This window comes from Kluyvera genomosp. 1 (assembly GCF_001266615.1).
GTDB lineage: Bacteria > Pseudomonadota > Gammaproteobacteria > Enterobacterales > Enterobacteriaceae > Kluyvera > Kluyvera cryocrescens_A.
In genome coordinates this window covers 35552-48697 of sequence record NZ_LGHZ01000017.1, presented here as the reverse complement: position 1 = coordinate 48697, position 13146 = coordinate 35552, and the positions used below count along the sequence as shown (strand labels likewise).

Below are 13146 nucleotides of genomic sequence, written 5' to 3'. Positions count from 1 at the left end.
CCTCTGTTCAGGGATAGAAAGTCTCGCCCGTCAACCGGAGTCAAAAATGAAATTGAAAACAAAAGCGCTAGGTCTGGCCCTGTTATTCGCCCTTTCACCCCATGCCTTCAGTGAACAACTCGACGTCTGGATACGCGCCAGCAATGATTCAAAAGTGATCTATCAAAAGCTCGCCGACCAGTTCCAGAAGGAAACCGGGATATCGATAAAGTACTTTAATGCAGTCACCGACTTTGACCAGCGCCTGGCGCGCGCGGCCACCGGTGGCGCGCTGCCCGACGTGGTGTTTAATGACGCGATTATCGTCGGTCAGATGGTGCAATTGGGCATTGTCGATGAGATTAAACCAAGCGAACTGAAAGGCGGCAGTGACGTGTATGAGGCAGCGTGGAAATCCACCCAGCTACCGGATGGCAAGTACTACGGTGTGCCCACTTCGGCCCATACCTACGCGCTGTTTATCCGCCAGGACTGGCTCAACAAGCTAAACCTGAAAGCACCTACCACCTGGGATGAGCTGAAAAAAGTCGCTCAGGCGTTCACTCACGACGACCCTGACGGCAACGGCAAAAAAGATACCTATGGTTTTACCATGCCGCTGGCCACTACCCGTGGCTACGCCAGTTCGTTCTCCTCATCCTATCTCTGGCAGGCTGGCGGTAACTACTTAGTTGCCACCCAGCCGGGGAAATTTAAAGGCGCGCTGGACAGCAAAGAAGTCGCCAAAGCAATGGCCTTTATGCGCGGCATGGTGTGCGAAGGTCTAGCCCAGCCGGGTGCCATTAACCACACCACCGCCGATGCCAACACGTCGTTCCGCTCCGGACAGACCGGGATGTACTCTTCCGGGCCATACCACATCGCCTTGTTTGATAAAGATCCGGGCAAGCAGACCTACACCGTCGTACCACCACCGGCTGGCCCTGGCGGTGCTATCTCCATGGCCGAAGGCACCACCGCGTTCCTGATGAAAACCAGCTCGCGTAAAGTGGCGGCAAAAAAATTCCTCGAGTTTCTGATCTCACCAGAGGGGCAGAAGATCGGTATGGCAGTGGATAGCACCTCAATGCCGATCGTCCGTCTGCCGGTAAACAAAACGCTGAACATCAAGGATTACCACGACGATCCGCGTTGGGAGGTGTTTGCCGAGACCTATGCCAAAGAGGGGCGTTACATGCCACAGATCCCAAACTGGATCCCAGTACGTCAGATCACCGCCGACGGCTTTAACAAAATTTACGCCAGCTGCGAGGGTGATATTCCAGCCGTACTCAAAGAGATCAATGACAAGGTCAATGAGGAGCTCAAGCGGCAGAATGCCTGGGCGGAGTAAGATTCAACCATAAGCCTGCGCCAGCCGCAGGCTCTTTCCCTGTCTTGCTATCGCCCCACGCTCCATTAGAATGGCCCCATCACACAGCGGCGATGGAGGGCGCGTGAAAATACTGGTTGTCGAAGATGAGATCAAAACGGGTGAATACCTGAGTAAGGGGCTAACGGAAGCGGGCTTCGTGGTGGATCGCACCGACAACGGCCTCAACGGCTATCACCTGGCGATGACCGCGGATTACGATCTTATCGTGCTGGATATTATGCTGCCGGATGTGAACGGCTGGGATATCGTCCGCATGCTGCGTGCCGCCAATAAGGGTATGCCGATCCTGCTGCTGACCGCGCTGGGCACCATCGAGCACCGGGTAAAAGGGCTCGAACTCGGTGCTGACGACTATCTGGTGAAACCGTTCGCTTTTGCCGAGCTGCTGGCACGTGTCAGAACGCTGCTGCGCCGGGGGGCTGCCGTGATTGTTGAAAGCCAGTTTCAGGTCTCCGATCTCACTCTCGATCTGGTTTCCCGCAAAGTCACACGCGGAGATACCCGCATCACGTTAACCAGTAAAGAATTCACGCTGCTGGAGTTTTTCCTGCGCCATCAGGGGGAAGTGCTGCCGCGATCGCTCATCGCCTCGCAGGTGTGGGATATGAATTTCGATAGCGATACCAACGCCATCGACGTTGCCGTTAAGCGACTGCGTGCCAAGATTGATAACGATTTTTCGCCCAAGCTAATTCAGACCGTACGCGGCGTTGGCTATGTGCTCGAGGTGCGCGATGAAGGGTAATCTGCGCCGCCGCCCGTTTTCACTAGCGACACGCCTAACCTTTTTCATTAGCCTCGCCACCATCATCGCCTTTGCCGCCTTTACCGGCATCATGCTGCATTCGGTCGAGAAACATTTCGCCGAACAGGACGTGAGTGACCTCAAGCAGGTTAATACCACGCTCAGCACGTTGCTGACCGCACCGGATACGCCTGAGGCGGAGAAAATCAGCAACATCGCCAGCGCACTGGCCAGCTATCGTAATATTGCCGTGCTGCTGCGCACGCCTGACAACCCACAGCTTTTCCGTTCCCCCAATGGCCCTGACTTATCACCTATATTTGCTTCTCCCCAGTTTACGCAGGAGCTGAAAACTCAGCGCATGTTCCGCTGGGAAGGCAGCAGCATGCCGCCGATGCCAGGACATGAAGCCAGCGCCAGACCGACGACCACTTACCGAGTCATTGCCTCAACGTTCCATGATAATGAACGCACCTACACGCTGCTGATCGCACTGTCGATCGACTTTCATCTGCACTATCTCGATGAGCTCAAACGCAATCTGATGATGATCGCCGCCGTCATTAGTCTGTTGATTATCGGGATCGTGCTGATCGCCGTGCGTAAAGGCCACCAGCCGCTGCGTAATGTGAGTAAGAAGATCAAAAATATCACCTCGGATAACCTCGATATGCGGCTGGAGCCCGAGCGCGTCCCCATTGAGCTGGAACAGTTGGTGATATCGTTCAACCAGATGCTCGGCCGGATCGAGGACGTTTTTCGTCGCCAAGCCAATTTCTCTGCCGATATCGCCCACGAAATCCGCACGCCGATCACCAATCTGGTGACGCAAACCGAAATCGCCTTAAGCCAACCCCGCACGATCAAAGAGCTAGAGGATGTGCTCTATTCGAGTCTCGAAGAGTACAACCGGATGGCGAAGATGGTGAGCGATATGCTGTTTCTGGCGCAGGCCGATGAAAATCTGCTGATTCCGGAACGCATTCCGTTGGATCTGCAAACCGAAACCATCAAGGTGTTTGAGTTCTTTGAAGCCTGGGCCGAAGAGCGCGAGGTTACGCTACGTTTTGTCGGGCAGCCATCGCTGATTGAAGGCGATCCGCTGATGATCCGCCGCGTGATCAATAATCTGCTGTCGAATGCCATTCGTTATACGCCGCGCGGCATGTCGGTAACCGTGCTGGTCAGTTCGCAGGATGACAGCATTATTTATCGCGTGGAGAATCCGGGAACTCCCATTGCGGCCGAGCATTTGCCGCGTCTGTTCGATCGCTTTTACCGAGTCGATCCTTCGCGGCAGCGTAAAGGCGAGAACAGCGGAATTGGGTTGGCGATCGTCAAATCGATCGTGCGGGCACACGGGGGGAAAATCGGAGTGACGTCGGATACCGTCGCCACCCGTTTTACGATCACGTTGCCGAAGATGGGCAGCTAGTCGCGCAGCCAGTGCAGCTTTTTGCCAAAACCGAGCGTGTTGTCGGTGAACTTCAGCTCATCCAGACGTAGCTCCCAAACCGGGGCCGACAGGACGCGAGCAACCTGAAAACGGCGCACGTATAGCGCCCGTTTTTCGGCGGCCTCATCCCCTTCCAACAACCGAATTTCGCCTTTGAACTGCACTCCGCGAATCAGAGCCACCGTTTTCGGCTGGCCGTTGACGGTACCGGCAACCGGTGCCTGTTTACCGGTCATCTGTCCGTGCCGCGTGTTCTCTTCGCTGAGCAAATAGAAAGCGACGCGCTGTGGGTCGTAGACGTAGAACGCGTTGGCGCACCACAGCTCGCCCTCATTGGCCACACACCAGCTAACCACGTGTTGTTTTGCCAGCCAACGGCTAATGGCAGCGAGCGTTTCCATCTGTTCTCTCCGATATGCTATGGTGCGTCCATCTCTACAGACAGGTTGGCACACGTGCGTTGGTTTCTTTATCTTGTCCGGACCGAGGACGACAAATTGTACACCGGTATCACCACCGATGTTGAACGGCGATTCCACCAGCATCAAAGCGGTAAAGGGGCGAAGGCGCTGCGCGGCAAAGGCGAGCTGAAGCTGGCATTTTTCGGTGAGGTCGGCGAACACTCGCTGGCACTGCGCCTCGAGTACCGCATCAAGCAGCTGACGAAGCGCCAAAAAGAGCGCCTCGTCGCAGGTGACGGTTCTTTTGAAACGTTACTGGACAGCCTTAGAATCGGTTGAAATGGTCCGAATACTCCACCAGGCCATGTACGCCTTTCAGCGCATCATCTGCCAGAGGGTGGACCATAAACGCCTCTTCAGTGCCCGGCCAGCGGCAGCGTAAATCATACTGCGCGGCGCGTTCAAAGCCGAAACGACCATACAGCGCAGGGTCACCTAAGGTGACGACCGCCGCATAGCCAAACTCATTCAGCGAGTCCAGCCCTTCGTAGATCATCTGGCGTGCCAGCCCCTGACCGCGATACTCTTCATCAACCGCTACCGGCGCCAAACCCACCCACTGCAGCTCTTCACCTTCAACGCTCACCGGGCTAAAGGCCACGTAGCCGACGACATGACCTTCATCATCCGTGGCCACCAGCCCCAGCGTAATCAGGCCGTCTTCGCGCAGATCGCGTACCAGACTGGCTTCGCCATCACCGTTGAATGCACGACGCAGCAGCGCGTCGATTCCCGGGGCATCAATTCCAATTTCTACTCGAATCAGCATGGCTCACCTACCGATGTATGTTTAGTTTCTGATGGTGATTTTAGGCCAGCTTCGACAAAATCGGCCAGCTGCATCAGCATCACGCGCAGCGCTTTTGGCATCTGCTCAAGCTCAATGGCATCCATCAGGTTTTTGACATAGAGACCCAGCTCCGTATCGCCTTCAATCACCAGCCGACGCTGGAAGAAGAGCGTATCCGGATCCTGTTTCCGCGCAGCGATCATCAGTAAGTCGCTGGCATCCGCGCTGAAGCTCACATCCGCCTCAGCGGCGTCGCTCACAATTAAGCGTTCATTCTGTACCGAAGTGAACCATTTGAGGCCAATGTCACGCACCTCAATGCTCAACCAGCGGCCGTCGAGAAAATCCAGTTCGCCGTCATTGAGCGCCTGGCGGAACTGCCAGCTTAACACCTGCTGCAGAACCTGGCGTTTAAGGGCGAACGGCGTAAATTTCACCGGGACGCTCATCAAAGTTGGCGCTACATGGACCAGACGTGAACGCAGTTTATCCAACACAAGCTTTACTCCCTGAATGCAATAGTTCCGTTATTTTGCCATATCAGATAAACGACATAGCGGCGTAAATCAACAATTATGTCGTGAGGCAGAGGGATTATTGGCGTCATCAATACGCTTTTGTCTGCCTCAAATCAAAAATGATTAGCGATAGGTTAACTAAAATCCCTAATCATTAACAATAATGCGCCCCAGCCGGGCCGCAAACTCAGGAAGAATTATGGAGTTGCTCTGCCCTGCCGGAAACCTTCCGGCGCTTAAGGCGGCTATCGAAAACGGTGCCGATGCGGTCTATATCGGGCTGAAAGATGATACTAACGCCCGCCATTTCGCCGGTCTGAACTTCACCGAGAAGAAGCTGCAGGAAGCGGTAAACTTCGTTCACCAGCATAACCGCAAACTGCATATCGCCATCAATACCTTTGCGCATCCTGATGGCTACGTGCGCTGGCAGCGTGCGGTGGATATGGCGGCACAGCTGGGCGCCGACGCCCTGATCCTCGCCGACCTCGCTATGCTTGAGTATGCCGCAGAGCGCTATCCGCATATTGAGCGCCATGTCTCCGTTCAGGCATCGGCCACCAACGAAGAAGCGATTAATTTCTACCACCGCAACTTCGACGTTGCCCGCGTGGTGCTGCCGCGCGTACTGTCTATTCACCAGGTAAAACAGCTCGCGCGCGTCACGCCAGTGCCGCTGGAAGTCTTCGCTTTTGGCAGCCTGTGCATTATGGCTGAAGGACGCTGCTACCTTTCCTCTTACCTGACCGGTGAGTCGCCAAATACCGTGGGTGCCTGTTCACCTGCACGCTATGTACGCTGGCAGCAAACGCCACAGGGGCTGGAGTCGCGTCTTAACGAAGTGCTGATCGATCGCTATCAGGACGGTGAAAACGCCGGCTATCCAACGCTGTGCAAAGGTCGTTACCTGGTCGACGGCGAGCGCTATCACGCGCTGGAAGAGCCAACCAGCCTCAATACCCTGGAACTGCTGCCGGAACTGCTGGCCGCCAATATTGCGTCGGTGAAAATCGAAGGCCGTCAGCGTAGCCCGGCGTACGTGAGCCAAGTGGCCAAAGTCTGGCGTCAAGCGATTGACCGCTGCATGGCCGATCCGCAGAACTTCGTCCCACAGGCTTCATGGATGGAGACGCTTGGCTCCATGTCCGAAGGTACCCAGACCACCCTTGGTGCGTATCACCGTAAATGGCAGTAGGAACAGCAATGAAATATTCATTAGGGCCAGTGCTTTACTACTGGTCAAAAGAGACGCTGGAAGACTTTTACCAGCAGGCCGCCACCAGCAGCGCAGATACCATCTATCTGGGCGAAGCGGTGTGCAGTAAACGTCGCGCGACCAAAGTCGGCGACTGGCTGGATATGGCTAAATCCCTCGCTGGCAGCGGTAAACAGGTCGTTCTCTCTACCCTCGCGCTGGTTCAGGCATCGTCTGAACTGGGCGAGCTCAAGCGCTATGTCGAAAACGGTGATTTTTTGGTGGAAGCCAGCGACCTCGGCGTCGTGAACCTGTGCGCCGACCGCAAGCTGCCGTTCGTGGCGGGTCACGCGTTGAACTGTTACAACGCCGTCACGCTGCGCCTGCTGCAAAAGCAGGGCATGATGCGCTGGTGTATGCCGGTTGAGCTGTCACGCGACTGGCTGGTCAACCTGCTCAACCAGTGTGAAGAACTGGGTATCCGCGATAAATTTGAAGTGGAAGTACTGAGCTACGGCCATCTGCCGCTGGCCTATTCCGCCCGCTGCTTTACCGCGCGTTCCGAAGACAAACCTAAAGATGAATGTGAGACCTGCTGCATCAAGTACCCTACCGGGCGCAGCATGCTGTCGCAGGAAAATCAGCAGGTATTTGTGCTTAATGGCATTCAGACCATGAGCGGCTACGTGTATAACCTCGGTAATGAGCTTACCTCGATGCACGGTCTGGTCGATATGGTGCGCTTGTCACCGATGGGCAACGAAACCTTCGCCATGCTCGACGCCTTCCGCGCTAACGAAAACGGTAATGCGCCGCTACCACTGACCGCCAACAGCGACTGTAATGGTTACTGGAAGCGTCTGGCCGGGCTGGAACTGCAGGCCTGATAAAAACCGCTCACTTTGTTAACAACAGTCATCAATTTTTAATGCATTATTAAAGTTGCAGCTTTTCTGGCCGGGCTCGCCCGGCTGGAAGAAGACCTTCAATCTGATGACTATGCACGGACTCATTCAGGCTTTTCACCGCGAATAGTGGGCTAGCCTGAAAGACGACGAGTATACGCTGTAGCAAAGTGAGCCTTTATGACTGACAAAAACGTTTCATACTCGGTGCTCGACCTGGCGCCGATCCCGCAGGGGTCCTCCGCGCGGGAAGCTTTCTCCCATTCACTCGATCTCGCCAGGCTCGCTGAAAAGCGTGGCTATCATCGCTATTGGCTGGCCGAACACCACAATATGACCGGTATCGCCAGTGCCGCTACATCGGTACTGATTGGCTATCTGGCGGCCAACACCACCACCCTGCATCTGGGGTCCGGCGGCGTGATGCTGCCTAACCACTCGCCGCTGGTGATTGCCGAACAGTTCGGTACGTTAAATACGCTCTACCCTGGCCGTATCGATCTTGGTCTTGGCCGCGCGCCGGGCAGCGATCAGCCGACAATGCGCGCGCTGCGCCGTCATATGGGTGGCGATATCGATAACTTCCCGCGCGATGTCGCGGAACTGGTGGACTGGTTCGACGCCCGCGATCCAAATCCGCAAGTTCGTCCAGTGCCGGGCTATGGCGAGAAGATCCCCGTCTGGCTGCTGGGTTCAAGCCTTTACGGTGCGCAGCTGGCGGCACAGCTTGGGCTGCCATTCGCCTTCGCCTCGCATTTCGCACCGGATATGTTGTTCCAGGCGCTGCACCTTTACCGCACCCACTTCAAGCCGTCGGCGCGCCTGGAAAAACCTTACGCCATGGTGTGCATCAATATTATCGCCGCGGACAGTAACCGTGATGCAGAATTCCTCTTCACTTCCATGCAGCAGGCGTTCACTAAACTGCGCCGCGGTGAAACCGGCCAGCTACCGCCACCCATTGAAGATATGAGCAAATTCTGGTCCCCGTCGGAGAAATACGGCGTCGATCAGGCGTTAGGCATGTCATTAGTCGGCGATAAAGAGAAAGTGCGTCACGGTCTGGAATCAGTACTGCGTGAAACTCAGGCAGACGAGATTATGGTCAACGGGCAAATCTTTGACCATCAGGCGCGTTTGCATTCGTTTGATTTAGCGATGGATGTAAAAAAAGCGCTGTTGGGTTAGCGCTTTTGCAGGCCGGATAACGGTTTCATCTTATCCGGCCTGTTTGCCGTAGTACGGTTGCTTATTGATAAACCGGCAGCAGGTTAAAGCTCGACAGAATATGTACCAGCGCGTTACCCACGCCGAACACCAGTACTAACGCAATCATCGGCTTACCGCCCCAAACACGGAATTTCGGGCTACCAAAGCGTTTACGGGATTTACGCGCCAGTAACGCCGGTACAATTGCCGCCCAGATGGTTGCCGCAAGACCCGCGTAACCAATCGCATACAAGAACCCATTCGGCCACAGCAGGCCACCGACAATCGGCGGCAGGAAGGTCAGCAGCGCGGTTTTGAAGCGGCCCAACGCGGAGTCATCAAAACCAAACAGGTCCGCCAGGTAATCGAACAGGCCCAGCGTCACGCCAAGAAACGAACTCGCGACCGCAAAGTTAGAGAACACCACCAGCAGCAGATCCAGACCGCGACTATTGAGCACACCGCTCAGCGCCTGCACCAGTACATCAATGTTCCCGCCCTTCTGTGCAATGCCGATAAACTCCGGACGTGGAATATTCCCCATCGTCCCCAGCAACCATACGGTGTAGAGAACCAGCGCCAGCAGCGTGCCGTAAACCAGACATTTCACAATGGTGCGCGGATCTTTGCCGTAGTATTTCATCAGGCTCGGCACGTTGCCGTGATAGCCGAAAGAGGCCAGACAGAATGGCAACGTCATCAACAGGTACGGGGTGTAGGAGGCATTACTCTCGGCAACGTTAAACAACGTTGTCGGCGTGACGTGCCCCATCAGGCTACCGAAAGTCAGGAAGAAGGTAATCACCTTCGCACCCAGAACGATAGCCGTCATACGGCTTACCGCTTTAGTACTTAACCACACCACAAACGCCACCAGCAGCGCAAAGCTAAAGCCCGCGGCGCGTGCCGGAACGTTCAGCGACATTTCCGCAAAGGTATGGTGCAGAATCGAGCCGCTGGCCGAGATGTAGGCGTAGGTCAGGATATACAGCACAAACGCAATCGAGATGCCATTAATGACGTTCCAGCCCTTGCCCAGCAGATCTTTGGTGATGGTGTCGAAGCTAGAACCAATACGGTAGTTGAGGTTCGCTTCCAGGATCATCAGCCCAGAATGCAGCATACAGAACCAGGTAAAGACCAGCGCAGCCATCGACCAGAAGAACCACGCACCGGACATCACGACCGGCAGGGAGAACATCCCCGCACCAATGATTGTGCCGCCGATGATCACCACGCCGCCAAGCAGCGAAGGTGACGTTTGGGTGGTGGTTAGTGTCGCCATACAGCCTTTTCTCCAGTGTATTATTTTGCTACTGCATTTTAATGTGTTGCACTGTACCAGTACACGAGTACAAAGGGAATAAAAAAAGCCCCAATCGTTAAGATCGGGGCTGTATCGTTTACTTTACGCTAATAAGCTGTGAGGCTTATGCGTCACCGCCGAAACGACGACGACCGGCAGAGTCATCACGACGCGGTGCTGCACCAGCATCATCACGGCGCGGCGCACGGTTACCACCGTCACGACGCTCGCCGCTGAAACGACGACCATCACCACGGCCGCCTTCGCGACGCTCACCACCAAAGCCACGGCCTTCGTTACGACGTTCGCCGCCGAAGCCACGACCGCCTTCACGACGTTCGCCACCACGACCACCACGGTCAGGACGAGGCTGGGCATCGCCCATCAGCTGCATGTTCATTGGCTTGTTCAGGATGCGAGTACGCGTAAAGTGCTGCAGTACTTCACCCGGCATGCCTTTTGGTAGTTCGATAGTCGAGTGGGTGCCGAACAGCTTGATGTTACCGATGTAACGGCTGCTGATATCACCTTCGTTAGCGATAGCGCCAACGATATGACGAACTTCAACACCGTCATCACGGCCAACTTCAATGCGGTACAGTTCCATATCGCCGACGTCACGACGTTCACGCTTAGGACGATCTTCACCGCCACGGTCGTTACGATCGCGTGGACCACGGTCGTTACGGTCACGACGTTCAAAACGATCGTCACGCTCACGGAATTCACGTTTAGGACGCATTGGCGCATCTGGTGGAACGATCAGAGAACGTTCGCCCTGTGCCATTTTCAGCAGAGCCGCAGCCAGAGTTTCAACGTCCAACTCTTCGCCTTCAGCCGTCGGCTGGATTTTCGCCAGCAGACCACGGTACAGATCCAGATCGCTGCTTTCCAGCTGCTGCTGTACTTTCGCGGCGAATTTTTCCAGGCGGCGTTTGCCCAGCAGATCAGCATTTGGCAGTTCGACTTCTGGAATGGACAGCTTCATGGTGCGTTCGATGTTGCGCAGCAGACGACGCTCGCGGTTCTCAACGAACAGCAGCGCGCGGCCAGCACGACCCGCACGACCGGTACGGCCAATACGGTGAACGTAAGACTCGGAGTCCATCGGGATATCGTAGTTAACAACCAGGCTGATACGCTCAACGTCCAGGCCACGAGCCGCAACGTCGGTAGCAATCAGGATGTCCAGGCGACCGTCTTTCAGACGTTCCAGAGTCTGCTCACGCAGGGACTGGTTCATGTCACCGTTCAGCGCTGCGCTGTTGTAGCCGCTACGTTCCAGGGCTTCAGCCACTTCCAGAGTCGCGTTTTTGGTACGAACGAAGATAATCGCCGCATCAAAATCTTCTGCTTCCAGGAAACGGACCAGCGCTTCGTTTTTACGCATGCCGTAGACAGACCAGAAGCTCTGGCTGATGTCCGGGCGAGTCGTCACGCTTGACTGAATGCGTACTTCCTGTGGCTCTTTCATGAAGCGACGGGTAATACGACGGATAGCTTCCGGCATGGTTGCAGAGAACAGAGCGGTCTGATGACCTTCTGGGATCTGAGCCATGATGGTTTCAACGTCTTCGATGAAGCCCATACGCAGCATTTCATCAGCTTCGTCCAGCACCAGGCCGCTCAGTTTGGAGAGGTCCAGGGTGCCGCGTTTCAGGTGGTCCAGCAGACGACCTGGAGTACCGACAACAATCTGCGGCCCTTGACGCAGGGCGCGTAACTGCACGTCATAACGCTGGCCGCCGTAAAGGGCTACCACGTTCACGCCGCGCATGTGTTTAGAGAAATCAGTCATTGCTTCAGCCACCTGAACCGCCAGTTCGCGGGTCGGGGCCAGCACCAGAATCTGCGGTGCTTTCAGCTCAGGATCAAGGTTGTTCAGCAGCGGTAAAGAGAACGCTGCGGTTTTACCGCTACCGGTCTGGGCCATACCCAGAACATCGCGGCCGCCCAGCAGGTGTGGGATACACTCAGCCTGGATCGGAGATGGTTTTTCGTAACCCAGATCGTTAAGGGCTTCAAGGATAGGAGCCTTCAGCCCCAGATCTGCAAAAGTGGTTTCGAATTCAGCCATGTAGTACGTGTGCCTCAAAATTAATGGCGGCCAGTCTACATAACTCATCGTGAAAATTTTCGGTAATTTTCATTAAAAGTGTGAACCGGCTCAAAGTAGATGTATTAACGAACAACAACGCCCTCACCCGCGAAGGTGATGGCAATCAAATGTGATTACGGGCTGATGTGTACGTCAGCTATTGCTGGTCCGATTCTGCCAGGTCATCTTGCTCCTGGCCCAAGAGCGCTAATTCCAACAATGCGTATCGGTGCTCAACGTAGTTGTGTACGTTGTTGGCAACCGCCAGTTTGAACAGTGCCGCAGCGCTGTCCTTGTCCCCCAGACTTAGGTAGTACTTACCTAAATAGAAGTTGGTTTCACTGAGATGCTCAGCGAGCGAGGTGTTATCCGTTGCGTCCGCCTTCAGGCGTTCCATTAACGTTTTTTCGTCAATGTTGCCCAGGTAGAACTCGACAATGTTCCATCCCCATTGCTCTTTGTCCGACTTGTCGAAGCGTTGTTTCAACGCGACTTTAGCCTGCTTCTCATCGAGCTTCTGCTCAGCGAGATATAGCCACAGACTGCGGAAAGGATCATTGGGATCGTCTTGATAAAACGCCAGCAGATCATCTTGCGCTAACTTCGCACGGCCACCGTAATAAAGCGCGATGCCGCGGTTCAAGTGCGCATAATTGTAAGTTGGATCAAGCTCAAGTACAGAATCAAACGCTTCATAGGCAGCATCAAAATTGCCTGCCTGCGTTAAATAAATGCCTAAGTAATTGAATACTTCAGGCATATCAGGTCGGATAGCCAGCGCTTGCGAAAAATCGTTACGCGCTAATGCTCTCAAACCAAGACTATCATACAACACTCCGCGCTCATATAAAAGCTGTGCGCGTTCGTCATCGGTTAAAGCCCGACTGGCAAGTATTTGTTCCATGCGTGCCAGGATTACTTCCTGCTGTAAAGTCGGTTGCAATGGCACCGCGAGGACTTCACTCTTACGCCAGGCAGAGTTGCTGCATCCTGCCAGCGTGAGTGCTGTCGCAACGAAACACCAGCGCAAAAAAGGCTTCATTTCCCACTCCCGAAGACAACAATTGGATGAACGTCCTGTCCCCCGC

The 13146-nt window shown here is 55.0% G+C and carries 14 protein-coding genes; 7 read left to right on the top strand and 7 right to left on the bottom strand.

Translation table 11 applies throughout. From position 1 onward, the window contains the following. The first annotated feature begins 46 nt into the window (after positions 1–46). The 3 genes from KP80_RS10900 (at position 47) to KP80_RS10890 (ending at position 3555) form a co-directional block, all read left to right on the top strand. Entirely contained in the window at positions 47–1333 is a 1287-nt protein-coding gene (locus KP80_RS10900) for an ABC transporter substrate-binding protein (RefSeq protein WP_052283668.1), read from the top strand. 103 nt (positions 1334–1436) lie between these two features. Beyond that, on the top strand, positions 1437–2120 hold the full coding sequence (locus tag KP80_RS10895) for a copper/silver response regulator transcription factor (protein ID WP_052283667.1): 684 nt from the start codon (positions 1437–1439) through the stop codon (positions 2118–2120). After that, positions 2110–3555, top strand: a complete 1446-nt coding sequence (locus KP80_RS10890) for a Cu(+)/Ag(+) sensor histidine kinase (RefSeq protein ID WP_052283666.1) — start codon at positions 2110–2112, stop codon at positions 3553–3555. Before KP80_RS10895 ends, KP80_RS10890 begins: the two co-directional genes overlap by 11 nt. Here KP80_RS10890 and KP80_RS10885 read toward each other — a convergent pair. Next, positions 3552–3977, bottom strand: a complete 426-nt coding sequence (locus tag KP80_RS10885) for a YhbP family protein (RefSeq protein ID WP_052283665.1) — start codon at positions 3975–3977, stop codon at positions 3552–3554. The genes KP80_RS10890 and KP80_RS10885 overlap by 4 nt on opposite strands. 54 nt (positions 3978–4031) lie before the next feature. Between KP80_RS10885 and KP80_RS10880 the strand changes: the two genes are divergently transcribed. Then, positions 4032–4316, top strand: a complete 285-nt coding sequence (locus tag KP80_RS10880; protein ID WP_052283664.1) for a GIY-YIG nuclease family protein — start codon at positions 4032–4034, stop codon at positions 4314–4316. On the opposite strand, the gene KP80_RS10875 is transcribed toward KP80_RS10880, so the two are convergent. Both KP80_RS10875 and ubiT read right to left on the bottom strand, forming a co-directional pair. Continuing rightward, the gene (locus KP80_RS10875; protein ID WP_052283663.1) at positions 4303–4806 is read right to left on the bottom strand and encodes a GNAT family N-acetyltransferase; all 504 of its coding nucleotides are present in this window, start codon (positions 4804–4806) and stop codon (positions 4303–4305) included. The genes KP80_RS10880 and KP80_RS10875 overlap by 14 nt on opposite strands. Beyond that, positions 4800–5324, bottom strand: coding sequence for a ubiquinone anaerobic biosynthesis accessory factor UbiT (gene ubiT / locus KP80_RS10870; protein ID WP_052283662.1), 525 nt, complete (start codon positions 5322–5324; stop codon positions 4800–4802). Before ubiT ends, KP80_RS10875 begins: the two co-directional genes overlap by 7 nt. Before the next feature lie 220 nt (positions 5325–5544). Here ubiT and ubiU point away from each other — a divergent pair, with 220 nt between their 5' ends. The 3 genes from ubiU (at position 5545) to KP80_RS10855 (ending at position 8633) form a co-directional block, all read left to right on the top strand. Next, complete coding sequence (gene ubiU / locus KP80_RS10865) at positions 5545–6540, top strand: ubiquinone anaerobic biosynthesis protein UbiU (RefSeq protein ID WP_052283661.1); 996 nt, start codon at positions 5545–5547, stop codon at positions 6538–6540. Positions 6541–6548: 8 nt separating this feature from the next. Further along, the gene (locus tag KP80_RS10860; protein WP_052283660.1) at positions 6549–7427 is read left to right on the top strand and encodes a U32 family peptidase; all 879 of its coding nucleotides are present in this window, start codon (positions 6549–6551) and stop codon (positions 7425–7427) included. Between the two features lie 198 nt (positions 7428–7625). Further along, positions 7626–8633, top strand: coding sequence for a luciferase-like monooxygenase (locus KP80_RS10855; RefSeq protein WP_052283659.1), 1008 nt, complete (start codon positions 7626–7628; stop codon positions 8631–8633). A 61-nt stretch (positions 8634–8694) separates the two neighbouring features. On the opposite strand, the gene mtr is transcribed toward KP80_RS10855, so the two are convergent. The 4 genes from mtr to nlpI form a co-directional block, all read right to left on the bottom strand. Continuing rightward, the gene (gene mtr, locus KP80_RS10850) at positions 8695–9939 is read right to left on the bottom strand and encodes a tryptophan permease (RefSeq protein WP_052283658.1); all 1245 of its coding nucleotides are present in this window, start codon (positions 9937–9939) and stop codon (positions 8695–8697) included. Positions 9940–10084: 145 nt separating this feature from the next. Further along, positions 10085–12037 (bottom strand): DEAD/DEAH family ATP-dependent RNA helicase, encoded by a 1953-nt coding sequence (locus KP80_RS10845; RefSeq protein WP_052283657.1) that lies wholly within the window; start codon positions 12035–12037, stop codon positions 10085–10087. Continuing rightward, entirely contained in the window at positions 12030–12110 is an 81-nt protein-coding gene (gene yrbN, locus KP80_RS23090; protein ID WP_085954934.1) for a protein YrbN, read from the bottom strand. Before yrbN ends, KP80_RS10845 begins: the two co-directional genes overlap by 8 nt. Before the next feature lie 105 nt (positions 12111–12215). Further along, entirely contained in the window at positions 12216–13100 is an 885-nt protein-coding gene (gene nlpI / locus KP80_RS10840) for a lipoprotein NlpI (RefSeq protein ID WP_052283656.1), read from the bottom strand. Positions 13101–13146 lie beyond the last annotated feature (46 nt).

Bases quoted from the DNA above. Each gene is read 5' to 3' on its own strand.
- ubiU (WP_052283661.1), top strand. From the start codon at position 5,545: ATGGAGTTGCTCTGCCCTGCCGGAAACCTTCCGGCGCTTAAGGCGGCT.
- KP80_RS10860 (WP_052283660.1), top strand. From the start codon at position 6,549: ATGAAATATTCATTAGGGCCAGTGCTTTACTACTGGTCAAAAGAGACG.
- KP80_RS10900 (WP_052283668.1), top strand. From the start codon at position 47: ATGAAATTGAAAACAAAAGCGCTAGGTCTGGCCCTGTTATTCGCCCTT.
- mtr (WP_052283658.1), bottom strand. From the start codon at position 9,939: ATGGCGACACTAACCACCACCCAAACGTCACCTTCGCTGCTTGGCGGC.
- yrbN (WP_085954934.1), bottom strand. From the start codon at position 12,110: ATGAAAATTACCGAAAATTTTCACGATGAGTTATGTAGACTGGCCGCC.
- KP80_RS10845 (WP_052283657.1), bottom strand. From the start codon at position 12,037: ATGGCTGAATTCGAAACCACTTTTGCAGATCTGGGGCTGAAGGCTCCT.
- KP80_RS10885 (WP_052283665.1), bottom strand. From the start codon at position 3,977: ATGGAAACGCTCGCTGCCATTAGCCGTTGGCTGGCAAAACAACACGTG.
- nlpI (WP_052283656.1), bottom strand. From the start codon at position 13,100: ATGAAGCCTTTTTTGCGCTGGTGTTTCGTTGCGACAGCACTCACGCTG.
- KP80_RS10875 (WP_052283663.1), bottom strand. From the start codon at position 4,806: ATGCTGATTCGAGTAGAAATTGGAATTGATGCCCCGGGAATCGACGCG.
- KP80_RS10855 (WP_052283659.1), top strand. From the start codon at position 7,626: ATGACTGACAAAAACGTTTCATACTCGGTGCTCGACCTGGCGCCGATC.
- KP80_RS10890 (WP_052283666.1), top strand. From the start codon at position 2,110: ATGAAGGGTAATCTGCGCCGCCGCCCGTTTTCACTAGCGACACGCCTA.